Source organism: Desulfogranum marinum (genome assembly GCF_963675105.2).
Taxonomy (GTDB): domain Bacteria; phylum Desulfobacterota; class Desulfobulbia; order Desulfobulbales; family Desulfobulbaceae; genus Desulfogranum; species Desulfogranum marinum.
In genome coordinates, this window is the sequence record NZ_CAXXRO010000004.1 from 2641792 (window position 1) to 2665331 (window position 23540).

The 23540-nt window shown below is 46.3% G+C and carries 19 protein-coding genes; 6 read left to right on the forward strand and 13 right to left on the reverse strand.

All coding sequences use genetic code 11. From position 1 onward, the window contains the following. Positions 1-78: 78 nt before the first annotated feature. The 4 genes from ACHZCY_RS20280 to ACHZCY_RS20295 all read right to left on the reverse strand — a co-directional run bounded on the left by ACHZCY_RS20280 (position 79) and on the right by ACHZCY_RS20295 (position 7101). Positions 79-249, reverse strand: coding sequence for a DUF373 family protein (locus tag ACHZCY_RS20280; protein WP_394713455.1), 171 nt, complete (start codon positions 247-249; stop codon positions 79-81). Positions 250-297: 48 nt separating this feature from the next. Then, positions 298-4020, reverse strand: coding sequence for an RHS repeat-associated core domain-containing protein (locus ACHZCY_RS20285; protein ID WP_319550177.1), 3723 nt, complete (start codon positions 4018-4020; stop codon positions 298-300). Between the two features lie 40 nt (positions 4021-4060). After that, positions 4061-4783, reverse strand: coding sequence for a hypothetical protein (locus ACHZCY_RS20290; RefSeq protein WP_319550178.1), 723 nt, complete (start codon positions 4781-4783; stop codon positions 4061-4063). 65 nt (positions 4784-4848) lie between these two features. After that, the gene (locus ACHZCY_RS20295; RefSeq protein WP_319550179.1) at positions 4849-7101 is read right to left on the reverse strand and encodes a hypothetical protein; all 2253 of its coding nucleotides are present in this window, start codon (positions 7099-7101) and stop codon (positions 4849-4851) included. Positions 7102-7918: 817 nt separating this feature from the next. Between ACHZCY_RS20295 and ppnN the strand changes: the two genes are divergently transcribed. Together ppnN and ACHZCY_RS20305 are read left to right on the forward strand one after the other, a co-directional pair. Further along, positions 7919-9289 (forward strand): nucleotide 5'-monophosphate nucleosidase PpnN, encoded by a 1371-nt coding sequence (gene ppnN / locus ACHZCY_RS20300; protein ID WP_319550180.1) that lies wholly within the window; start codon positions 7919-7921, stop codon positions 9287-9289. Between the two features lie 313 nt (positions 9290-9602). Beyond that, on the forward strand, positions 9603-9848 hold the full coding sequence (locus tag ACHZCY_RS20305; protein WP_319550181.1) for a RidA family protein: 246 nt from the start codon (positions 9603-9605) through the stop codon (positions 9846-9848). A 7-nt stretch (positions 9849-9855) separates the two neighbouring features. On the opposite strand, the gene ACHZCY_RS20310 is transcribed toward ACHZCY_RS20305, so the two are convergent. Further along, complete coding sequence (locus ACHZCY_RS20310) at positions 9856-10350, reverse strand: hypothetical protein (protein ID WP_319550182.1); 495 nt, start codon at positions 10348-10350, stop codon at positions 9856-9858. Positions 10351-10529: 179 nt separating this feature from the next. Next, complete coding sequence (locus tag ACHZCY_RS20315; RefSeq protein ID WP_319550183.1) at positions 10530-11324, reverse strand: DUF547 domain-containing protein; 795 nt, start codon at positions 11322-11324, stop codon at positions 10530-10532. A gap of 187 nt (positions 11325-11511) precedes the next feature. On the opposite strand from ACHZCY_RS20315, the gene ACHZCY_RS20320 reads away from it, so the two are divergent. Further along, complete coding sequence (locus tag ACHZCY_RS20320) at positions 11512-13092, forward strand: phospholipase D family protein (protein WP_319550184.1); 1581 nt, start codon at positions 11512-11514, stop codon at positions 13090-13092. Between the two features lie 56 nt (positions 13093-13148). On the opposite strand, the gene ACHZCY_RS20325 is transcribed toward ACHZCY_RS20320, so the two are convergent. The 3 genes from ACHZCY_RS20325 to ACHZCY_RS20335 all read right to left on the reverse strand — a co-directional run bounded on the left by ACHZCY_RS20325 (position 13149) and on the right by ACHZCY_RS20335 (position 15720). Next, on the reverse strand, positions 13149-14153 hold the full coding sequence (locus tag ACHZCY_RS20325; protein WP_205222466.1) for a YhdH/YhfP family quinone oxidoreductase: 1005 nt from the start codon (positions 14151-14153) through the stop codon (positions 13149-13151). Between the two features lie 78 nt (positions 14154-14231). Beyond that, positions 14232-14822: a TetR/AcrR family transcriptional regulator gene (locus ACHZCY_RS20330; protein ID WP_205222465.1), complete on the reverse strand. Its 591-nt coding sequence runs from the start codon at positions 14820-14822 to the stop codon at positions 14232-14234. Between the two features lie 154 nt (positions 14823-14976). After that, positions 14977-15720: a sulfite exporter TauE/SafE family protein gene (locus tag ACHZCY_RS20335; RefSeq protein WP_319550185.1), complete on the reverse strand. Its 744-nt coding sequence runs from the start codon at positions 15718-15720 to the stop codon at positions 14977-14979. A gap of 77 nt (positions 15721-15797) precedes the next feature. Between ACHZCY_RS20335 and ACHZCY_RS20340 the strand changes: the two genes are divergently transcribed. After that, positions 15798-16997 (forward strand): MFS transporter, encoded by a 1200-nt coding sequence (locus ACHZCY_RS20340; protein ID WP_205222463.1) that lies wholly within the window; start codon positions 15798-15800, stop codon positions 16995-16997. A gap of 51 nt (positions 16998-17048) precedes the next feature. On the opposite strand, the gene ACHZCY_RS20345 is transcribed toward ACHZCY_RS20340, so the two are convergent. Next, entirely contained in the window at positions 17049-17870 is an 822-nt protein-coding gene (locus tag ACHZCY_RS20345; protein ID WP_319550186.1) for an SIR2 family NAD-dependent protein deacylase, read from the reverse strand. A 192-nt stretch (positions 17871-18062) separates the two neighbouring features. Here ACHZCY_RS20345 and ilvA point away from each other — a divergent pair, with 192 nt between their 5' ends. Beyond that, the gene (gene ilvA / locus ACHZCY_RS20350; protein WP_319550187.1) at positions 18063-19571 is read left to right on the forward strand and encodes a threonine ammonia-lyase, biosynthetic; all 1509 of its coding nucleotides are present in this window, start codon (positions 18063-18065) and stop codon (positions 19569-19571) included. Positions 19572-19617: 46 nt separating this feature from the next. On the opposite strand, the gene ACHZCY_RS20355 is transcribed toward ilvA, so the two are convergent. From ACHZCY_RS20355 to ACHZCY_RS20365, 3 genes are all read right to left on the reverse strand, one after another. Next, complete coding sequence (locus ACHZCY_RS20355) at positions 19618-20358, reverse strand: UPF0280 family protein (protein WP_205222460.1); 741 nt, start codon at positions 20356-20358, stop codon at positions 19618-19620. Positions 20359-20430: 72 nt separating this feature from the next. After that, positions 20431-20835, reverse strand: a complete 405-nt coding sequence (locus ACHZCY_RS20360; RefSeq protein ID WP_205222459.1) for an NIL domain-containing protein — start codon at positions 20833-20835, stop codon at positions 20431-20433. After that, positions 20832-22025, reverse strand: coding sequence for a homocysteine biosynthesis protein (locus ACHZCY_RS20365; protein ID WP_205222458.1), 1194 nt, complete (start codon positions 22023-22025; stop codon positions 20832-20834). The genes ACHZCY_RS20360 and ACHZCY_RS20365 overlap by 4 nt, the downstream gene beginning before the upstream one ends. A 251-nt stretch (positions 22026-22276) precedes the next feature. Here ACHZCY_RS20365 and ACHZCY_RS20370 point away from each other — a divergent pair, with 251 nt between their 5' ends. Next, positions 22277-23503 carry a lytic murein transglycosylase gene (locus ACHZCY_RS20370; protein ID WP_205222457.1) on the forward strand — a complete coding sequence of 409 codons (1227 nt, stop codon included), beginning with the start codon at positions 22277-22279 and terminating at the stop codon, positions 23501-23503. Positions 23504-23540 lie beyond the last annotated feature (37 nt).

Genomic DNA, 23540 nt, shown 5'->3' on the forward strand with positions numbered 1-23540 from the left:
CTAAAGTGGTCTGACCCCTATTTCTATGCATTTTACTCCCTCCTCGTTATGGGAAAATTCATGCTCTTGTCCTGACTGCTAATCTTGTTTTTTTTGGATTTTAAATCCTTTATTCATCAGTACAATTCCAACCGCTAATAGTAAAAAGCCGATAGAGGAATAATTATTATTCATGAGAAAAATTGAAAATAGGCCTAATATTAAACCAAAAATTATTAAATACATCTCAGCATATCTCTCTTCTGGAATTGTTTATTTTCATATAATAACCAAGAAGTTTACTTGTAACCTTCTTGGTTATTCACATTGATTCAGCTGATTGATAACTTCTCCAAAAATCAAATCTAAAGGGTTGCCCAAACTGCAAACTGACCCCACACATGATTGAACAGTATCGCGAAGTTTGTTGACACTATACAATGAAATGTCGAGCCCTTCTGCTCCAGCAGCAATAGCACCAAATACAACAGGGCCTGCGAGACTCTCTGAAGAAGCCATTGCTGCAATTGCTGCACTATTTCTTGTTATCACAAGCGTTTGGTGCCCCCCTGCACTATCAACTATGTCCCTCACTGTGACTCTTTGTAAAGGTTCTGGACTATAAATAATTGCTTCAGAACCAGTCACTGTGCCATTTGTATATATTATTGCAATCGCAGGAACTGACCCAGCAAAGGGGACTGTCTCCAACCCCCACGGATCAATCGTATTAACCGGATCATTTTGAACATACACATAAAGATCGATACCTCCAGCTAGCCCAATCGGATCGGCGGTAAGATACCGTCCAGTTTCAGAATCATAATACCGATTCCAATTATAATGCAAACCGGTTTCTTGATTAAAGTATTGACCGGGAAACCGGATATTGTTGGTAATTGTCTCGTTTGTTACTTGAGCCTTTCCAAAGGGCAGGTAGTTTGCTTGCCAGACAATAGAACCTGTATCTGTAATCAATTGCTGAGGTGTACCAAGATGGTTGTTGAGATAGTAGTAGATGCCAGGATTGATTTCATACTCTTTGAGTGCCACAGGCTCGTTGTCTAGGTAAATATATTCTCGTAACGAGGTGCCATTAGCATCTGTTTCGGCGATGAGCATGCCGTTTATATCGTAATGATAAAATGTGGTTAAACTATCCGCTATTTTATAGATTCTTCTGTTTTCTGTGTCGTACCCATATTCGGCGATGATGGTTTCGCCTTGTTTTACCTCAATCAGTCTGTTGAGGGCGTCAAAGGTAAAGTCGAAGGTGCCGTCTGAGATAATATTGCCGACCGCATCGTGGGTATAAGTTTTGGGTGCGTTACCTGTTTTACTGTGAATTTGGTTTGTCCCTGCTTCATAGTTGTAGTTTGTTGATTCTGGAGTAACTGCTGGCGGCGATATATTGTCTATGCCTGTGACGTGACCTTCAGCGTCGCGGCTATAAATGTATTGCATAGGCCCGGCGCTAATGGATGTCAGGTTGTAGCGCTGGTCAAAGTTCCGGTTAAGATTGGTCAATCCCAGGGCAGCACTTTTCAGTGGCCCGAACGGTAGGTGTGTTACGGCATCTATAATAATCTGGCCGTCGATAGAAAGAGATTCTACCTGTCCGTTATTATTCCTATTATATTCAACCTGCATACCGCTGGGATAGGTGAGGGCGTTGAGTTCACCTGTTTCATTGCTCCATTGGTAAGAGATGGCTGATTCTGTACCGTTGATTGAGCGCGAATCCGTGGTGAGTCGGCCAGAGCTGTTGTACTGCAGGGTTCTGGTACCGTGTTCATCGGTTACCGTTGTCAGCCGGCCAATCCCGTTAGTTGCTGTATCGTAGATATATGTTTCAAGGATCCCTTCATACGTTCTTTGAGTTAACCTGTTGAAGCTGTCATAGGTGTAATCGATGCTCCTTCCTAAAGCGTCAATCGAGCTAATGAAATTGCCTGCTTCGTCGTAGCTATAATATATAATGCCGGTGTCGGGGGCTATGCGGCTAGTTTTTCTGCCTAAATCATCATAGGTAAAGGTCGTGATGTGACCTTTTGGGTCGGTGAATTGAGTAAGATTGTCATCCTGGTCATATATATAGCCAGTGCTTTTTCCGGCTTCCGCTAGTCTTGTTAACCTGCCAAGCGGGTCGTATTCCATGGTCGTATGGAGCCCGGTGGCGTTTATGGTTTCTACGAGATTTCCAGCTATGTCATAGTCGGCTGATCGTTCAGCAGGCCCGGGAAGAAGTGTTTTGCTGAGTTTTCCGGCATCGTTGTATTCGAATTCCGAATATTTAGTGAGCACCCCCTCTGGGTCATGTATATCTTCTCCAATCCTTTGCCCTTCGCTATCATAAGTGTAACTGATGCTGTTGCCGGATTGATCGATAATGTTTTCCAACAATCCTGACGAGGTATAGGAATAAGCAATGGATCTATTTCCAGGGAGCTGGATGGCGGTAATATTGCCTGCTGAGTCATAGGTATAGCTGGTAGTGAGGCCGTTTGCGCTCACTGCAAGAAGGCGATTGTTTATGTCATACGTGCGAGTGGTAACGATCCCGTTAGCATCGGTAATCGTTGTGGGGCTACCGAATACGGTGTAGTCGTCATAGGTGATGGTATGCCCCAGGCTATTGGTAACAGTGTGTAGCCGGCCTCGATTGTTACCCTGTGTTTGCTCATTCGGATAGTAACTTAAGGAGATGGTATCATTGACATCGTTTCTTGGCCCATCAACAGCGAGAAGCTGGCCGTTGTTGTCATAAGAAAAGGAAGTGGCTTTTGAAATCAGGGTTAAGCCGGAGTAGCCGGTTTCTGTTTTGCTTGTCAGGTTATGCTGATCGTCATAAACAAAGGATGTCGTTTTTTGCTCGCCCGGATTGGCAACTGAAGGCTCGGAAATACTGCTGATCTTGTTAGCAGCTGTATAGGTTTGGGTTGTGGTGTGTTCTACCAGGGTGCCCTGGGCAAATGTTTTAGTAAGCAGATTTCCTTGTTCATCATATGTGTATCCTGTACTGACGCCATTGGCGTCAGTTGCCGTGCTGATCTGCAACCGATCATTAAAGGTATACGCCGTGTCGGCCGTTGACCCGCATGATGAACAACCAGGACCCTCAAAATGATCAATGACTACCTCGCCCTTGAGGGCTTTTAAGGCGTAGGTAGTGATATTGCCAAGGCTGTCGGTTACTGTCCTTTCCCAAGGCGTGCTGTAGTGAATACTTACAGCCTTAAGTCCACCCTCAAGGGCAGCGGTTACCACTCTGTCCTCTGCATCATAGGCAACAGTCAAATTTTTTCTGCCTTCTTCATCCAGTCGGCCTGTCAGATTATGTGCATCATTGGGATCGGCATAGAGATATTGGATGGACGTACCATCAGGTTTGGAAACTGTTATAAGGTTGTCGTTGGCATCGTAAGTATAAGAAAACGTACCTGCAGGGGTCTGGACAGCGCTAAGTTTTTCTCCGGTATAGGTAAAAGAGAGCGTTTGCCCGAAATTGGTGGCTATTGAGGCTATTTTTTCGTCTGCATAGGAGTAGCTTAAGCTGTTATTATTAGTATCTGTAACGCTGGTCAGTTTGCCACTGTTGTCATACTTTTTCAGAGAACCATTTGGTTCTTGCAACTCATATCCATCGGTCGTTTTGGTGACTATTCGTTTTTGGCCGTTTTCCGTTGACCATGTATCGACTCCCTGGCCGGCAAAATAGACCATCCGCCCGTTAGCCTGACGGAGGTGCAGCGTTTCCTGGGTGATAACGAGCTGTTCGGTGATATTTGCAGACCAGCCGTACCCAACAGTTGCTGAGTCTGTACTCTGGCTGTTGTAAGTGCGTTTAAATGAGAGGGAAAGTCCTGGTCCGTTAAGAGCGATGTCTCGCTCCTGGTGATATTTGTTCCCGGTCCCAAAGTTGACCTGGTGAGCGAAAAGATAGGGTTGGGGAGAACCGGTTGCAGGAGGAGCAGCGAAAAATTGCAAACCAGCCAGGAGAAGGAGCGAACAATAGTTTTTTGCAGTAGCCAGTGTATTCATAGTCAAAGAGGGCTGAGGTTATGGTCGTTTCAATATATTGTTAGCGTGAAATAACGTCAGGTTGGCAAACAGGCGGGCCATTGCTTTTACAATAGCCGTTGCAGGTTTCGCTATCAAAGGCAGCTATATTTTTTTCGCCTGCGCAGCTATTTATCAATGCAGCGTGTTCTGTGGCACAGGTCGGACAGTCAGTAGACAGCTCAGGGTCATCAGTGGAGCAGTCAAGGCAGTCTGGAAATCCATCGCTGTCTGCATCTGCTAACTGAGTGGGATGGGTACAATATTGATTGAGATCCTCACTGACATACGGTGTTGGGAGAGAAATTGCCGATACAGCCTTTCCTGCCACCTGTCCGTTGAAATTTTTATGCACAGCAATGATATGTGTCCCGCTTGGATTGGTGAGTATTTTGTATCCTTGGTCCTGGTAAAAGCTGATTGTTAGGGCAGGGGGCAGGTCTGCGTCACCATATGATGTTATTTTGCTGATAGAAGAACCTCCACATTTGATGGGATCAGTCAGATACAGAACCCTTGTAGTTGTATTGGTATAGGATAATCCCTCAGGCGGGCATGATACTGCGGTGAATTCCATGCCGATGGTGGAAATGTAGTTGCTGCCAATTTTGCAACTGCAATCGGCGTAAACGTTCAGGGTGAGGGCGCTCAGGAACAGCACGCCAGTGAGGATCAGAGGTTTGATGGACGTCATAAGATGTTTATTCATACTTTTTGAGTGGGTTGATTTGCGTATTGATACCATGGCTTTTCCTGAATGATAGGGACGTTTATGAGGCAATTGAAGCAAAGATGGGGCATCTGGAGTCTTCATTTGCGATAAGCCTTGACGTCATCGATCCTTCCGTTACCGCGTATAAGAAAGGCGTCAATGGAGAGGAGTTCATTATCTGGTTGTGCCTCTTTCAGGTCATTTTTCAGATCGCGACTCACCGTATTCCAGTTACCATCGAGTATGGAAGTACCAAGGCCGTGATGGATATAGGTGCTGTCTCCCAGTTTATTTTCCGTAGCTGGGGTGTAGTAAAGATACCTGAATCCATCCGTGGTTTGGGTGGCAAAGTAGATCACGAAATTCTCAGTATAGCGCATCTTCCATTCAAGTATGGGGAAGTTGCGGTTGTTCCAGTAGCTGCCATCCTCATTTTTAAGACGAAAACCGTTTTTGGTGCCGACCCCGTTAAACTCAATGACCTGACTATTTAATTGATCGTCAAAGACATTGGCGATGGCTGCACCCGCCGGATCATTGTCATAGACCTGCCAACCTTTTAGATCCGTGTCTTGCGCATCTTCAAAGGTGATAACCTCTGGGATTATTTCCGGGTCAGCCGGGTCGGTTCCGGCTTGCACTTCAAAACCATCGCTCACTCCATCGTTATCTGCATCTTCATCGAGAATATTGATACGTGCGTCTCCGTCAGGATCACCGTTCCAGTTACTTCCCCAGTAGGTGAGTTCTGCAAAATCTGTAAGACCGTCATTGTCTGAATCATCATAGTAGGGGTGAGTTGTGTATGTGTTGATTTCATCGATGTCGGAAATCCCGTCATGGTCGGAATCTTGTTGCGCAGGAATAGAATGGTATACTTTGATATCATCGACCCTGCCGCTTCCACGAATGAGGAAGGCATCAATGGAGAGAAGTGTATTATCTGGTTGCGCCTCTTTCAGGTCATATTCCAGATCACGGATAACGGTCTGCCACGAACCGTCCTTGAGAGAGGCGCCAAGACCATGATGGATATACGTGCCATCTCCAAGTTTGTCGTAATCTGCAGTAGTGTAGTAGAGGTAGCGAAAGCCATCGGCGGTTTGTGCTGCAATGTAGACAATACAGTTTTCCTGGTATTGCATATTCCACTCAAGTACCTTGAAGTGTGTAATATTCCAGTTGCTACCGTCTTGATTTCTCAGCCGGTAGCCATTTTTGGTTTGGCTGCCGATAAATTCTATGACACGGCCTGCTTTTTGTTCATCAAATACATTGGTGATGACAGCACCTTCAGGATCGTTATCATAAATTTGCCAACCCAGGGTATCGCTGTCTTCTCCATCCTCAAGCGTAATAGACTCGGGAGTTGATTCCCCGTCAGCCGGGTCAGTTGCAGCCAGCATTTCAAAACCATCTCGGACACCATCATTATCAGCATCAGCATCGAGAATATTGATGAGGGAGTCACCATCCGGATCGCTGTTCCAATCGGTGCCCCAGTAGGTGAGCTCTTCAAAGTCTGTCAGGCCGTCATTATCTGAGTCTTCGTGGTAGGGATGAGTAGCATAGACGTTGATTTCTTCATGGTCTGAGATACCATCCAGGTCAGAGTCGTGGAATTCAGGAATAGCATCGTGGGCCCTGATATCATCGATTCGTCCGCTACCACGGATAAGAAAAGCATCAACGGAAAGCAGGGTATTATCTGGTTGGGCTTCTTTCAGGTCATACTCCAGGTCACGGATAACCAGGTGCCAGTTGCCGTCTTTTAAGGATTGACCAAGCCCATGATGGATATAGGTGCTATCTCCAAGTTTGTCCTCATTTGCAGGAGTGTAGTAAAGATAACGAAAGCCTTTGGTAGTCTGTACTGCAACGTATACAATGAAATTCTCAGAATATCGTATGTTCCACTCAAGCACCTTAAAGTCTAGATTATTCCAGGTGGTACCATCTGCATTTTTCAGCCTATAGCCATTTTTGGTGGTAGTGCCGATAAACTCGATTGCTCTGTCGTCTCGCTGCTCATCAAATACATTGATTATGGTAGCACCGGCAGGATTGTTGTCATAAATTTCCCAACCTGCGGTGGTCATATCCTCGCCATCTTCATAGGTCATCTGAACAGCACCACTGGTGATCATTTGTACACGGTTGCCATTCGGATCATACGCATAATTGATGGTCGCACCATCCGCATAGATGACGCGGACCAACTGATGTTGAGCATCGTACTCATATTGCACTGTTGCTGCGTGTCCGGCGAGAGTGTTTAGGCCCAGTGCGAAAGCGACAAGGAAGGGCAATTGATAAAGTGTGGTAATGGAACAGGTGACGAGTGTTTTCATGCAGTGAATCCTCTTGTGCTGGATGCAAATTGTGCAAACGGCACTTTCGCGGATGGATGTAAATGGCAGGTTCAGCATTTTCTTTCGTTTTAAGAACCGTTTGCAATGGTGCCTGATCAATCGAGCTTGTTGTAAGTTATGGTTTTTTATGGTTGTTTTCTGTTGTTTATGGTTTGAAAAATTTTTGTTGTCCTGTTATTCAATTACAACATTGAAACTCGCATAATCAAGGTCTTTTTTTCAACTCGCTGAAAGCCGTTGTGCCTCAATAATTAAAAATTTTCATCGGAGTCGCTTTTGGCTCGGTTGCTCAAGAATTTAATGCAACCATTCCCATCAAAAGCAGCATGTGCATCCTTTTGTAGGAGGTGCCGACCCTAACCAAGGCCTGACTGGAATTTTTTTATATGAAAATAGTGGGTGTGTACGGTGACAAAACTCAGGGCGTTGGATGCTTATGCGGCAAAACATTGGGATTGGAAATCTTGTGATCAGGATGAGGCGCTTGATTGAAAATCTCTTTTTCCTGCAAAACTTTGTGATAAGATGAACAGTGACTGATCAGCAGCACCAACTCTTTACGATCTGCCCGTCCAGTATACCGGTGTATCGAAGTCGGGGCTTGTCCGCTAAGTCGTTCAGTTGGTGAACATTTAAAGCACTGCTGAACAGTTAAAGTTCGAGCGAGATTGACAGTTTTTAGATCTTTGCTGAATTATGACGATAAACTTGAAGATTTTGAATATTGATGGAAATCGGATACCATGAAGAAAAATATGGTTTTTAGATAAAACAAAATTATTGAGTAGGAAGTTTTATGAGTCAGTCTGTATTGGATGCCTGTATTTCCCCAAACGGGCATCTGGATGTATTATCTCGGTTGGAAATCAGCAAACTGCTGGATACCAGTAGGGGAGATCTGTACCCTCTTTTTCGCAGTTGTTCTCTTGCTGTTTTGAATTACGGTGAATACCTGGATGATGGGAAAGAGTTGCTTGAGCGATTCAGTAGTTTTGACATCAGTGTTATCCAGGAGGAGCGGGGTATAAAGCTCGATCTGATAAACGCACCGGAAAATGCTTTTGTGGATGGCGAGATGATCAGAGGCATACGGGAACATCTGTTTGCTGTGCTTCGTGACATCATCTATGTCGATGATGAGATCAACACCAATCCCAAATTTGATCTCAACAACTCAGGTGATATAACCAATGCCGTTTTTCATATATTGAGAAACGCCAACATTATGCGGCCGCGCACCAATCCCCGTCTTGTTGTCTGCTGGGGTGGGCACTCCATCCCGGAACATGAATATGATTATACCAAGGAAGTAGGGTATCAACTCGGCCTCCGTGGTATGGATATTTGTACGGGATGTGGCCCCGGAGCAATGAAAGGGCCTATGAAGGGTGCGGCAGTCGGCCATGCAAAGCAACGTAATTACAGTGGCCAGTATCTTGGCATCAGCGAACCCGGAATTATTGCTGCGGAATCACCCAACCCCATTGTGAATGCATTGGTGATTATGCCGGATATCGAAAAACGGTTGGAGGCATTCGTCCGCGCCGGGCATGCGGTTGTTGTTTTTCCCGGTGGCGTCGGTACTGCAGAAGAGATTTTGTATCTCCTCGGCATTCTGATGGCGCCGCAGAATATGCATATGCCTTTTCCGGTTGTTTTTTCGGGACCGGAAAGTGCGGCTTCTTATTTTGAACAGATTGATGCGTTTATCGGTGCTACTCTGGGCCCGGAAGCCCAGCAAAGGTATACAATTATCATTGATGAGCCGGAAAAGGTTGCCCTCACTGTTAAGGAAGGGATTGAGCGGGTGCGTCAATTTCGCAAACTCAATGATGATGCCTACTATTACAACTGGTTACTGCATATTGATCACAATTTCCAGCATCCGTTTGTGCCAACCCATGAGAGCATGAGCCAGCTGAATCTTTCCATGGATCAGGAGAAATATCAGTTGGCCGTTAATTTAAGACGCGCCTTTTCCGGGATTGTGGCAGGCAATGTGAAAGATGCAGGAATACGAGCAATAGAGGAAAAAGGATTGTTTGAGTTGCGAGGGGATTGCGAGATTATGGATCCACTGGATCAATTGCTTGCAGGTTTTATTGATGCCGGAAGGATGAAGTTAGCCACAACCTCTTATTCTCCCTGCTATCGATTACAGTCCTGAACAGCTGTCTTGCATCAATTTTTTTTGTCGATATATTTAGGGGATATGTCGATAACCTGATGTGGAGTATGTCTTTTCTCGACCAGCCAAAAATACTGGAAAAAACGCGGCATGAAAAGGCTTTCACGTTGGCCTGTAAATGTTTTCACAAGGTTATAAAGTTACAAAAGAAGAGTTCTTTATTCTGAGAAGTTATGGAGGTCTCGAGAAAAACTATTGTTCAGAAGGTATCGTTTAAAAAGGAATAGAAATTACATATTATCGGATATAACATCAACATTTCTAAAAACTATTTAACGCTAAAGGGAGTACCATGTATTCCGGTAAATTTATAGATAAAACCCAAGAAGAGCAGCAGGCACATGTCCGGCAGAACTTTGCGTATACAGACAATCAAGGCTGGTTTTCCCTGGACGGCGAATTTGCAGGGGCTACCCTTGAAGATGTCATAAAAGCGTTGATAGATCTGGAAGACGCTGAGATCAATTCCATTGGTGACTGCATGAGTGGCTTTTGTGTTACCCCTCCCAAATTATCTGACTTTGTACGTAAACCCTGATAAAAAATTAGGCCGAAGGAGCTTGTTTCAGCTCATGGTGCTCTGCAGCATCTTGGATGATTGTTATCAACTTTGAATCAGGAGAGTAAGCTTTCTGCTTGAATTTTTCCTGAAAGCCGGGCAACTGGTCAAGCAGCAGCGTGTAAAATTGATCATTATCAGTCTCTGATAAATGTTGATCCCCGATTGAGATGATACTTATGGGGGCGGCTTCTACCTGTCCATCCAGAAGGCGTAGAGCTGTCAATATGACACAATACTTATCCTTGTCTTTTTGCTGCTGATACTCTTCCCACCTTCTCACCACCTCATGAATGACTGAGGTCAGCACTTCTTGAGGGCCTGGAAAAAATTCACCTTTACCAAAGACATTACCAATCACCAGTAAAAGCTCCTCTGTATTTATCTCACCCATATTGGTACTGGTAAATTCCATCACTTCTGGATTTTCAGGAATAATGGCAGATTGCTCTTCACCGATGACATAGATATAATTTTGCATGGATGCTCCCGTGGTGTTCTGCTTTTATATTTGTATGGAGGGTGTGACTGCTGTCTGAGAAGGCCAGAAGCTATGCTCCATTTAAGACGGTGAGTAGGTAGTAACTACCAGGTCAAGCTCATAGCAAAATTTGTCGTTTCCTACAACCATTTGGCGTAAAAAGGTGTTGCTTGCCTCGGTTACGTGTCGTTGAGCTGCCAATCGTACTCAAGGTAGCGTATGTCAATTTCTCCATTTTTCATTCGTGAAAGTTGATCTGCGGGTATCTGCAAGGAATCGTGATACAAGGCCAAAAAATGATGCAGTGTCTCCGCCCCTCGCCAGCCTTGCGCGAAATCTTTTTTGTACCACTTGAAAAGAGACGAAATGTATAACGTATCATTTTCATAACGATTGCGCTGATGGTCCTGGAGAAAGGTTGTGGCTGCTTCTTCCAGTTGCTCTTCAAGTTTGTCTGCTCTATATGCTTCAGCTCTCAATGCCGGACAGCCAATGCTGGCGCAATTAACAGCAAAGTGAATCCGCGGTTCATTGTATCGCCCAGACCCTCTGATAAGGTTATGCTCAATATCATCCAGGCTACGTTCTTTTCCCAGCAGCGGAATAAACTTTTTTTTCCATGGGGTTTGAAAAAATGAGCCAAGATCCTTGATTGACGACAAATCTGGATATTTGGTTAGAATCAAATCAACTGTCCACGCATTGTAGCTGTTAATGAGAAAGGCGAGTTGTTCGTTTTTTGACCAGCTATCAAATTCTTTCACCGTGATCAATGACATGTGTTGCAGGTATTGCTGGAGTGTATCATTTTCCTTGGCAATACCTGCATAGTCGACCTGGGTACTGTTGCCGTTGTTTATTGCGCGAACATGTTTTTTGAGAAGTCCGTCCCAGAGATGATGGTCAACTGCTTGTGCTTTTGGTGACCAGCAACCGACAAGTGATATGATACAGAACAAAATTGCTACTTTCATGATGAGTCCGCTGTGTAGTAATTACCTATTATCTCCATTTAGGGGGATCATTTACGTACAGAATATAAACAGCTTTGCAAAGATTGTGTTTTTTGAGAAGAATTTTTATAAAAAGGTACGGAAAGTAAGGTATAAGGAAAGAATACAACAGCCTTTACCTGTAACCCGTGACAAAGGGATATGAGTCATGAGACATGGATATTTTGCTGGATGGACCGTACGTTGGCTGACGGCAGGGACTATTCTTTTGTGCATAGCTTCCGGGTGTGCGAAGTTACCTGACAACAGTGCGTTAGTACCAACAACTGTTATTTCTGCAACAGAGCAAACCCACCTTGCCACCTTATTTGCAGATGACAAAAAGCAGCACCCAGGTCAGTCCGGCTTTTATCTGCTTGATAACGGACTTGACGCCTTTGTAGCAAGAGCAGTGCTTGTCCTGGCGGCTGAGAAAAGTATCGATCTGCAATATTACCTGTATCATCCCGATTTGGTTGGCGGGCTCCTTGCTGATTTGCTTCTCCAGGCAGCCGATCGAGGAGTCAGAGTACGCCTTCTTCTGGATGATATGGGCCTGGAAGGGCGTGATATAAATTTATTCACTATTGCCCAGCATCCGAATATTTCAGTTCGAATTTTTAATCCATTTATTCGCGGTAGTTCCAGGGTATCCCAGTTCATCACTCGATTTGGCAGCGTAACTCGTCGGATGCACAATAAATCGTTGACCATCGATAATCAGGCCACCATCGTAGGCGGTCGTAATATCGGTAACGAGTATTTTGCTGCAGACCCTGAACTTGCTTTTGGCGATATGGACGTTTTGGCAATAGGGCCGGTAGTTAACGAAATTTCAAGCTCTTTTGATTCCTATTGGAATAATCCACTTTCCTACCCTGTGGAATTAATATCTTCTCAAAAGCCTGATCCAGAAGCCCTTGAACGAGCCAGGCCATTGCTGGATGCATATACAAAGAGGCCTGAAGCACAGCAATACGTTCAAGCCCTCAACAATTCACAATTAGCGAGAGAATTGAAAAACGATGTGCTGCCTTTTTCGTGGGGTAAAGCGGTGGCTGTTTATGATGATCCGGAGAAAATCACAGCTGCTTTGGACGCAAAAGATTTGCACCTCGCCACCCAGCTCAATCCATTGGTAAACGAGTTAAGCTCTGAATTTTTAATGCTCAGTGCCTATTTTGTTCCTGGGAAAGAAGGGGTCGATTTTTTTAAAAAATTGCAGAGCCAGGGTGTTCAGGTGCGTATCTTAACCAATTCACTTGCCTCGACCGATGTCGCTGTTGTCCATTGCGGGTATGCTAAATATCGAAAGGAATTACTACGGGCTGGGGTGGAGTTGTATGAAGTCGCAATTGATGCTTTGCCGGCAGGGAAGAAAAAACAGCAAGTTTTCGATGGGGCATCTAGGGCAAGTCTGCATGCAAAATCCTATATTTTTGACCGGCAGATCTTGTTTATAGGTTCCTTTAATTTTGACCCACGTTCAGCAGATCAGAACACGGAACTTGGGATTGTTTTCGATTCACCGGAGCTTGGCCGGAAAATAGGAAAGCGTTTTGATGAGCGGAAAAGTACAAACGTCTATCAGTTGCGGCTGGTCCCGGATAATTATGGTGGCGAGGATGTGGAGTGGGTCCGAAAGGAGGGGGGCAGAGAGGTGGTGCGCAGAGTGGAACCGGACACCTCTTTTTTCAAACGATTGCTGGTCAGTGTAATGGCCTTGCTGCCTATAGAGTCGCAATTATAGAAAGAGGGCAGGGAGATTCCTGCCCTCTTAGCAATACAATGTACGGTTGAGCTTGTTTATTTGCTAATTTTCACGATGGCCCGACCTCTGTTTTTACCTTGCAGGATCAGATCGATTCGCTCATCCAGGGCTTCCATGTTGGGTAATTCAGTGGTTATGTCTTCCAGGTAGTCGAGCTTCCAGTCAGAAGCGATTTTGTTCCAAACCGCCATCCTGGTGTCAACCGGACAGTTTACCGAATCAATACCCAGCAGGCTTACCCCATTAAGGATGAATGGGTAAATGGAAGAAGATAGCTCCGCAGACCCAACATTGCCGCAACAGGTGACGGAACCACCATATTTGGTTGTTTTGATAGCGGTAGAAAGGATGTTGCCGGCTACCGTATCAATGGCTCCTGCCCAACGGGGCTTTAGCATGGGGCGTCCACTCTTGTCATCTGCCTCTTCGATAGAGATAACTTCTTTAGCACCAAGTTTTTTAAGATATTCTGTCTCATCAACAATACCGTTGACAGCCACCACCTCGTAGCCTGATTTGACCAGGATGGAAAGCGCTATGCTGCCCACTCCGCCGGTGGCACCGGTTACCAGGACTGGTCCATTTCCCGGCACGACCCCATTATTAATCATCTTGTAACAAGAAAGAGCTGCTGTAAAACCGGCAGTGCCGTAGATCATGCTCTCGCGCAGGGTAAGGTTTTCCGGCAGCTTCACTATCCAGTCGGCCGGTACCCTGATGTATTCCTGATATCCACCAGTGGTATTCATGCCCAGGTCGTAGCCGGTAATCAGCACCTCTTCACCTGGGGTAAACTTACTGTTTGTGCTCTCCACAACCACCCCGGCTGCATCGATTCCAGGAGTGTGCGGATAATAGCGGCTCACCCCTTTGTTGCCGATCGCAGAGAGAGCATCCTTATAATTTAAGGAGGAGTATTGGACGTTGATGATAACCTCTCCTTCGGGGAGGTCACTGATTTGCTTTTCCCCTATTTTGCGGGTGAATTTCTTGTCGTCGGACTCCGTAACGATCATTGCCTTGAATGTGATGTTTTCCATGCTCTGCTCCTCTTTTAATGTGGCCATTTGTTGTGGTGGATGGAACGTGTGTATCCTGCTTAACTTCAGTATTTATGGTTAACAAAGAATAATGTGCCGCAGGGTCTGGTGAAAACTTTCCAGTGGTTGCTGGTTTTTGTTAGCCTTCATAATCACCAGTGCCCCCAGCCAACTGTTGCGCAGCAAATCAGTCAATTGCTCAATATCCCGATCAGCCGGCAAGTCGCCTTTGGCCTGCGCTTCCTTGAGGCACTCAATAATCGGTTGATATTCTTTGGTAAAAGCGGTTGAAGCCTCGGTGGCAATAAGTTCGCTCACATCAGCCATTTCCAAGGTGATGTTGCACAGAAAACAGCCAAATGAAAATCTTCCTCGGTTAATAAAGTGGTCAATCTTCATCCGGTAGAGGTTTTCAATGCGTTGAAGAGGCGGTGTTTCGGAATCGGTAAGGATCTCCTCCATCACTGACAGTTCTTTACCTGTGAAGTACTGCATTGCTGCAACCGCAAAGTCCTCTTTGGAGTGGAAATAATTGTAAAAGCTCCCTTTCGGAATACCGGCAGCATCTGTAATTTCCTTAACTCCCGTGGCATTGTATCCTTTTCTATACAGTGCCTTGAGTCCTTTCCTGATAATGAGACGTTTTTTTTCTTCCTGCTTTTCTTTCATGTCGTTACAATATGACCGGTCGTCTTAAAAAGCAACTTGTTTTTATGGAGTTGTAAGTGTTTGTAACTAAATTTTTTTAATTACGGAGGGTTACTTGTGTCGTTTTTTGGGTAAGTCAAATGTCCGACGACCGCAAGCGAGTGAAAGAGGTGGCTCAAGAGCGCACAAAGAAAATGAGGGTCATAATAAAACCTATACTCACAATGCTCAATCGCAACAGCCTTGCAGGCATAGCCTTGGCGAGAAGTGCTCCCAAATATCCACCAATGGTAGTTGCCGCCATCATAACAACTGCCTGCGGCCACTGGACAATGCCTGCAACGGCAAAGGTGATCACCGATACAGTAGATAAAACCAGTGACATGCCATTTTTCAGCCCGTTCATTAAATGCAGGTCCTGCATGCCGAAAGTGATAAATGCGGCGAGAAGAATTATTCCAAGCCCACCGTTAAAATATCCGCCATATATGGAAACAGCGAGCAGGATTGGTGTTTCTGCCTGGTGCAACGGTTTATGTGCAGTTGCAAGCCACTCTGTACAGCGCTTGCCAAAAGCAAAAACCAGTGTAGCAAAAAGCAGTAGCCAGGGAACAATTGAAGAGAAAACTGCATTGGAGGTCACTAAAAGCAAAAGTGAACCAACAAGGCCGCCGACAATGGAAAGAAAGAGGTAATGGCGTAGTACTTTTCGGTCAAAGGCGAGGATTTCTTTTCTGAAACCTGCAGCCGCGCCCAGATATCCAGGAAAGACAGCCACAGCGCTGGTAGCGTTGGCACTCACCGGCGGGATACCTGCATAAACAAGGGCAGGGAAGGTGAGAAAACTGCCGCCTCCGGCAATAGCATTAAGAATACCTGCAAAAAAACCAGCGACTATTAAGACGAACCATTCAAACATGATGTGCTTTTTTTAGATGAATTGGTGGAGTATGTAGTATGCTCATAGTTTTCACTTTTCCGTCAGCAAGAGGGCCTATGACGAGCAAACCACTTTTTGGCAGAGAGTTTCTAGCACTTTGTGCCATTACTTTTCTTACTCTTTGCAATACTGCCGTTTTTTTTAATTTTTTTCCATATTTGCTGAGTCTTGGATTTTCAACTCAGGAAACAGGCATGCTCATTGGTCTCTATCCTTTGACATCAATGTGCATGTATGGAGGGGTGAGCAGGTTTATAACGTCAAAAAATGCCTGTGTCATCATGGTAATCGGTTTGCTCATTACAGCATGCTGCGGCATCGCCTACCAGTTTTCGGTCTCCATGCTTCCCCTTATCTGCATTCGGATTGCCAGTGGTATTGGTTTGTTTTTTACGATGGCATCGTGCATGACTCTTTTTGTGGCGGTTATCCCTCCCCTGAAAACAGGGCTGGCATTTAGCCTGTATTCGGTGGCGATGCTGCTCCCGTATTCCATCATGCCTGCCATCACAGAGGTAACTCAATCATGGTTCCGTAGCCCGGCAACTATGTATATGCTCACAGCTTTGTTTCTGGTGCCGACAGCCGTTTTTGCAACAGTCAATAAGGCCAAAATGTGCCGCCATAGCAGTGCAGACAAAGAGCCGGCAGCTGAGCCACTGGTGAAAAGTGGGTATCGTCACAATCTGCTTCGCGTGCAGGTTGCAGGAATACTTTTTATTAATGCGAGTTATTTTTTTCTTTTTTCATCTTTGTTTTACTTTCTTAAAGGGTACGGTTTAGAGCAGGGGATAGCTAATCCTGGTTATTTTTTTACCATCCAAATGGGCATTATGGTTACCATGCGCCTGTTTGGCAGCAGAGTCTTTGACTTGTACAGCAAAGAGCATCTTATATTGTCTGCCTTACTTATTACCGGCGTTGGCTATGGCATCCTTGCCGTTGGTGTGAGCGGCCCGCTATTTTTTGCCATTGCTGTACTGTTCGGCATGGGGATGGGGCTTTGCATCCCTCCTCTCAATGCGTTGATGTATCTGAACTCAGAACCACAGTTTCGTGGATACAATGCCAATATGATGATGCTGGCCATGCATTTTGGCTCTTTTGCCGGTCCTTTTGGCGGTTCATGGCTTATTGCAACCGGCGGATACCCTGCCTATTGCTTGGGTACCATCGGCTTAATCTTGTTGGCAGCTTTGGTTATCCTCTCTTTGGTGAAATGGAAACAGCCGGTTGCAGGCGAAAGTCAGGCATAACGCACCCCCTAAAGAGTAGAGCTGCTGCCGGCTTGTGCAGCTTCCACCTGTCTAATCTCCTGCCAAAATCTCAAAAATTTCCGGGAGGGCCTGGCCGCTCGGTTTTTGGACAAAAAAACCTCTCCCACTGCGCAGCGCCATGTCGGAAAAGGTGTTTTCTTCAATGTTTATGTCGATAATGGTGCCGCCCTGCTGGTATACGGCCATTGCCACCTGATTGGGAAGGTTGGTAGCCCCGGCAGTACCCACAATGATCAATAGATCTGTCTTTTGTGCGGCTTCAAGGGCACTGTGGAAATGATAGTGATGCTCATTATAGCTCTCGTCAAAGAGGAGGATATGGGGTCTGCTCATGGATCCGCATCGAGGGCAGCGTAAATAGTGCCTGTCATATTCTGTAAAGGGATCTTCTTTGGCTTTACCAGGGACTTCTTCCGGGATTGGATATACTTCAGGCGTACATTCTTCCAGGCATCGCATGTATGATACGTTGCCGTGAATCTGCATGGTTTTTTCAAGGCTGTTTCCTGCACGCAGATGGAGGCCATCGATATTTTGGGTGATCAGGGTGAAACGATCACCGAATTCCGCTTCCATATCAACCAGGGCAAAATGACCGGGATTGGGTTCTGCACTACGGCAGACTCCCATTCGGTAGAGATACCATCGCCAGACCTCTTCAGGGTACTGGGACAGCATGTGAAAGGTGGCCATTTCCTGTGGATGGTATTCTTTAGAGCCAAAGGTCCAGTATCCTTCGGGACCACGAAAGGTGGGGATACCGCTTTCTGCTGAAATACCGGCACCGGTCATGACGGTAATTTTTCCCTGTTGCTTAAATTGTGCAAGAGCATCAATCAATTGCTGGTCCATGGTCCCTCCGCAGGTTTTTCGCTATAAGTTACAGGTAGTGTTTGTTTTTTGGGTGTCTGATATGGTTGTATAGCAGGGTTGGGCAGACACTCCGGCGTTATGTTTGCAGGATATAGTGCAACATCAAGTTATATAAGGTGTCCTGTATACAACCACGGATTACGATCATGTACAATTGGAGATGAGAAGGTAGTGAAAAAAATAATCAGGCAGATATTAACCTCCCGCGTATATGAGGCGGCCATCGAAACATCGCTTGACGAGGCGGTCGCTCTTTCTCTGCAGACGGAAAATACAATTTTGCTCAAGCGCGAAGATCAACAGCCTGTTTTTTCCTTTAAAATACGTGGAGCTTATAACCGTATATCCCAGCTGAGCAATAAGGAGCGTGCCAAGGGTGTCATAACTGCCTCGGCCGGCAATCATGCCCAGGGCGTTGTTTTTTCAGCCCGTCGTCTTGGTATTCGTTCAGTCATCGTCATGCCGGTTACAACACCGCAGATAAAGGTCGATGCGGTCAAGGGGTATGGGGGCGAGGTGGTGCTGTATGGTAACAATTATTCCGAGGCAGCTGAACACGCCGCTGTTTTGAAGCGTTCCAGCGGGTTAACCTACATCCCTCCTTTTGATGATGAGCTTGTGATTGCCGGTCAGGGGACGGTGGGTGACGAACTCTTGCGGCAGAATCCGGGACAACTTGACTGTGTGTTTGTGCCTGTCGGGGGAGGAGGGCTGATTGCCGGTGTAGCAGCCTATATAAAGAACTTGCGACCAAAGGTGAAAATTATTGGAGTAGAGCCTTTTGACAGTGATGCCATGGCTCGTTCCCTGGAAGCGGGCAAACGTATTACACTGCCTTCTGTTGGCGTTTTTGCAGATGGTGTTGCTGTGAAAACCGTTGGTCGACAGACCTTCAAGCTGTGCCGGCAATATGTGGATGATATTATACGGGTGAATACCGATGAGTTGTGCAGTGGCATAAAAGCAATTTATCAGGCCACTCGCTCCATTGTAGAGCCGGCCGGCGCTCTTGGAATAACAGGATTATTAAAATATATAAAAACAACCGGCTGCAAACAGAAAACCCTGATAGCCATCAACTCCGGGGCAAATATGAATTTTGAGCGGCTACGCTACGTGGCCGAGCGGACCTTGGTGGGTGAACAGCAGGAGGCTCTTTTTGCTGTCACTATTACCGAAAAACCTGGTAGTTTAAAGCGGTTTTGCCATGATATGGTGGGCGATCGTAACATAACGGAATTTAACTACCGGCTTGCTTCACGCCAAAAGGCTCATATCTTTGTCGGCATTTCCATCACCAATGAGGCAGAGCGTTATACCTTTAGTGAACGTTTAACTGCAGCAGGGTACGACAACCTTGACTTGACCGAAAACGATCTCGCTAAAACCCATATTCGCTATATGGTCGGCGGTAAATCGCCGGTTGTGCGCAATGAACGTCTTTTTCGCTTTTGGTTTCCGGAAACGCCTGGCGCTTTGGTTCGTTTTCTTGACGCCACCCGTGGCAACCATAACATTTCCCTGTTTCATTATCGCACCCAGGGAGGTGATTTCGGAAGGGTTCTTATTGGTCTTGAGTGCCCTGAGAAAAAGAGCGGCAAACTTGAGCGCAGGTTGGACGCCTTGGGGTATAGATATCGTGAAGAAACAGATAATTCCGCTTATTCCCTGTTTTTATGATGCGCTTCAATGCTTCAGGTTGAGCAAAGAATACTGGAACGGACAATCAGTGGCGTTGGAAATTTGAGTGGCGATCTTTGGTGATTTTATCATCTGTTGCATGGTCCAGGTTGCGCACCAGTTCCGGAATTTTTCCCCATATACCAATTTTCCCTTCTTTTACAGCCAGAATTCCACTGACGCCCGGAATATCGCCTGCTGCATTAAGAACGGTTTCCAAGTCCTTGTCTTTGCATATTTGATTGCAGGTGAGGGTTGCGACTGAGTCTGCCAGGGCAGCATCCTTGGCAATGACGGTGGCCAGATCGCATTGGCCGAAACTCATGGAGTGTCCCATGTGGCTGGAGGAAGAGCAGATGGCCAGCGGCAATTCGTCCGGCGGTAGTCGAAAAGCCAGGTTGCCGCTGATATCGTTTTTGCCGGCATAGATACCTATGGTAACAGGCTTGTGGGAGAAAATATACATATCACCCCCGTTTTCGACAATAGCCTCGGTTCTGCTTTCGGCCATGGCCGCTTCCACTCCCATCTGCGCCAGAGTACCAGCCACCGAGGCCATGGGACCAAGTCCGGTGAGTCGTGCCGCTGCTGCCATCCGTCGGGCGATGGGGGGCGCATTTTCTTGCAGGTCAACGGGAGTCAGGGACGAACGGAAAGCGGGATGCCGACGAATATACTGCTCCAGTTTTTTTCTCTCCGCCATAATGGTTTGCGTGATCAGCGCAAAGTGGTCGCCTGCGACCCGGAGGTTGGTGTCTTTCCAGGAAAATTTTCGAAACGCTCGCATGTGCCTTTTTATTCTGATCAGTTATGAGTCCGAATTTCTCTGTCTAGCTCGAATTACCGGCAAAGCAGTGGATCAGAACGCAGAGGAACAGACACCGAACGGACAGTTTGTGATACAGGAAAGGCATTCTATACACTTTTCTTCATTAAACATCACCGTCCTGGTTGTACGGTCACTAAAATGCAGAGCGCCGGTTGGGCAGTGAACAATGCAGTTCCCGCAATGGGTGCATCTGTCACTATCCCAGTGGATGCCTTTGTTTTGAATGATAACGTCAAATTCACTGAGAAATTCGTAGGCTTGGTCAATGTGCTCTTGAGTGCCGGTGATTTCAAGAGAGAGATAGCCTTCTTCTTCTGGGGTGACTTTGGCGCGGAAGATATTGATGGTCAGATCAAAATTTCGAATAAGCTGGCAGACAATGGGCTTTTCCGTCTCGCTTTTGGGAAAGTAGAGGTATATTTTTTTGGTGATCATTTTGCCGGTCCTTTTATCTCTAACGAATGCATTCCCTGGTTCAACGGCAACCTTTGGCTGGGCTCGGAAATAAGAAACTTACCATCTTCGATTTCAGCCTTGAGCAAATTACATATTTTTAAGGCTTTGTTGTAGGAAGACATGGAAGAAACCGCTACTTTTTTGCCGTCAAGTTCCACCTGGCCGGAACGAAGTTGTTCGTAGGTAAATTTTGCCAGCACCTTACCTGTTTTCTGGGGATAATCTTCAGCGTAGTCAATAACGCATGCCTGTATGTCGCGATCCCTGACCGTGACCCGTTTCAAGATGGTTTCATTGAGAATCGGGATAGGGATACCAACCCCCAGCGCAAGAGACACGCCATACCCTTTAAGGCTGACGCCCCGTACAAATTCAGGATTCATTTCTTTCATGTTACCGGTCAAGGCAAGGGTTCCCGCGCCTTCAACAGGAACGTCATTTTCATCACGTTCCACATCAGAACAGTGCTGAGTCCCCTGGGCATACACCAACCCTCGAGAACCGGCAAGCCAGACAGACGTGCCCACCCCAATGGTTTCGTACAGAGGATCATTGAGCAGCGGTGAAAGCTGCCCTGCGGAACTGTAGGTCATATTTCGCATCCGCGGTTTAAGAATTCCCAGGTAAGTGTAGACGGTTTTGTTAGAGGTGTTGACCGCTACATTGTAGTTCTGGTAACAGTTACGCGGATTGGTCATGATTGCCTGGTTCAGGTCATTGATATCAAACATGGTCCTGATTTCCCGACGGGGATAGTCGTCTGTGCCGTAGGAAAGGCCAAAAAACTGGAGCTTTTTACCTGCAACCAGATCTTCAATCACATGACCGCCACCGTATCGGAATTCTCCGGGATAGTACATGTTGGCTGAATCATTTTGGCGTAGTTCGGTAGCTCCCAGGTACACATCAACAGCAGCAATGCCGCAATAAACAGGGACATCGGAAATCCATCCCTCTGAAATTCGCATTTTAGGTTTGCTGTGGCCAAAGTTAATAAAACATCCGGAGGAGCACATGGGGCCAAAGGTTGCGGTGGTCACCACATCTACTTCCTTTGCCGCTTTTTCCAGTCCGTTTTTGTCCACATAATCAATAATTTCCTCTGCGGTGAGGACGACAGCTTTTCCGGAAGCAATCTTTTCGTTAATTTCAGCGTATGTTTTTGTCATAGTTTCTTCGTCTGGGAAAAGTACCTGGGTATATAGAACTTTTCACTATAGGAGGTCTCTGTGAAAACAGCAACAAATCCTGAGAGAGATTTGGAGAAAAATGGTGTGCCATGCTGAAAGCAAATATGGATTAACTTCTGTGATTATCAAGCTATGTTGGCAGAGTTTCTTGTCAGGTAAAGCTTTATAGGATACCCTGTTGCTCCCATGGTATTGATTTCATCTCCAATTGCACAAAGAGGCTCTGTAGCATGTTTGACCGTACGTATGTAAATAACCTGATAATCGGCACATTCGGTTTTGTTGTTCTGTCTTTTGTAAGTATTTCGCCGGCCCCGGCAGTAACCGGTTTTCAGCAATGGATAACCGACTTCTACCCCCAGGCAGCCCAGCAGGGCATTTCGCGTGCTGTGTATGAACAAGCCTTTTCAGGCATAACCGACCCTGATGAACGGGTGTTGGAAAAAGCGCAGTACCAGCCGGAATTTACCACCGAGATCTGGGACTATCTTGATGCTCGGGTGACTTCAGGTGCTGTTGCCAAGGGGCAGTCCCACCAGGAACAACGTGGCCGTATGCTCGCTGCTATCGAAAAACAATATGGCGTGAGAAGTTCTGTGCTGCTTGCCATCTGGTCCATGGAGACAAGCTATGGCGCTGCTCTGTTGCGGACCAGTAGATTGCATTATGTGCCCAGAGCCCTCGCCACATTAGGATACGGAGATAAGAAACGTGCCAAGTTTGCACGTTCCCAACTGATAGCAGCCCTGAAAATTTTACAGGCCGGGGATGTCAGCGGCCGGGAACTCACAGGCTCCTGGGCCGGAGCGATGGGGCATACCCAGTTTATCCCTACCAGTTATCTTGCGTATGGGGTTGATATGGACGGCGATGGACGGCGTGATATTTGGAACTCTATTCCGGATGCGTTGGCAACTGCGGCTAATTTATTGAACAAGAATAACTGGCAGACAGGCAAGACCTGGGGTTACGAAGTGCTGGCGCCCTCTACTATCAGTGAACAAGAGATTGGCAAGACGCGCACACTTGTGGAGTGGCAACGGCTTGGATTCTCAAGGCCATTGAATAAACCTTTTCCCCGTCCAGACGACAGAGCGGTGTTGAAAATGCCTGCAGGTGTCAAGGGGCCGGCCTTTCTGGTGTTAAAGAATTTCTTTGTGTTAAAGCGTTATAATAACTCAGATTTTTATGCGCTTGCCGTTGGCCTGCTGGCGGATCAGATTGCCGGATATAATGGTATGGTGCAAAAATGGCCGCGTCCAGCCGGCTCATTGTCCATGGCGGATAAGTATGAATTGCAGACCCGTTTGAAAACGAAAGGGTATTATACCGGTACTATTGACGGCAGTATCGGTTCCGGAACCAGAGGAGCAATCAGGGCCTTTCAACAATACTCCGGGATGGCACAGACGGGAAAGCCGTCCCAAGAGTTGCTGCAAGCACTGCGCGGGAAATAACGCTTTGTTTGAATTGAAAGGGATTTTGCTTCCCATT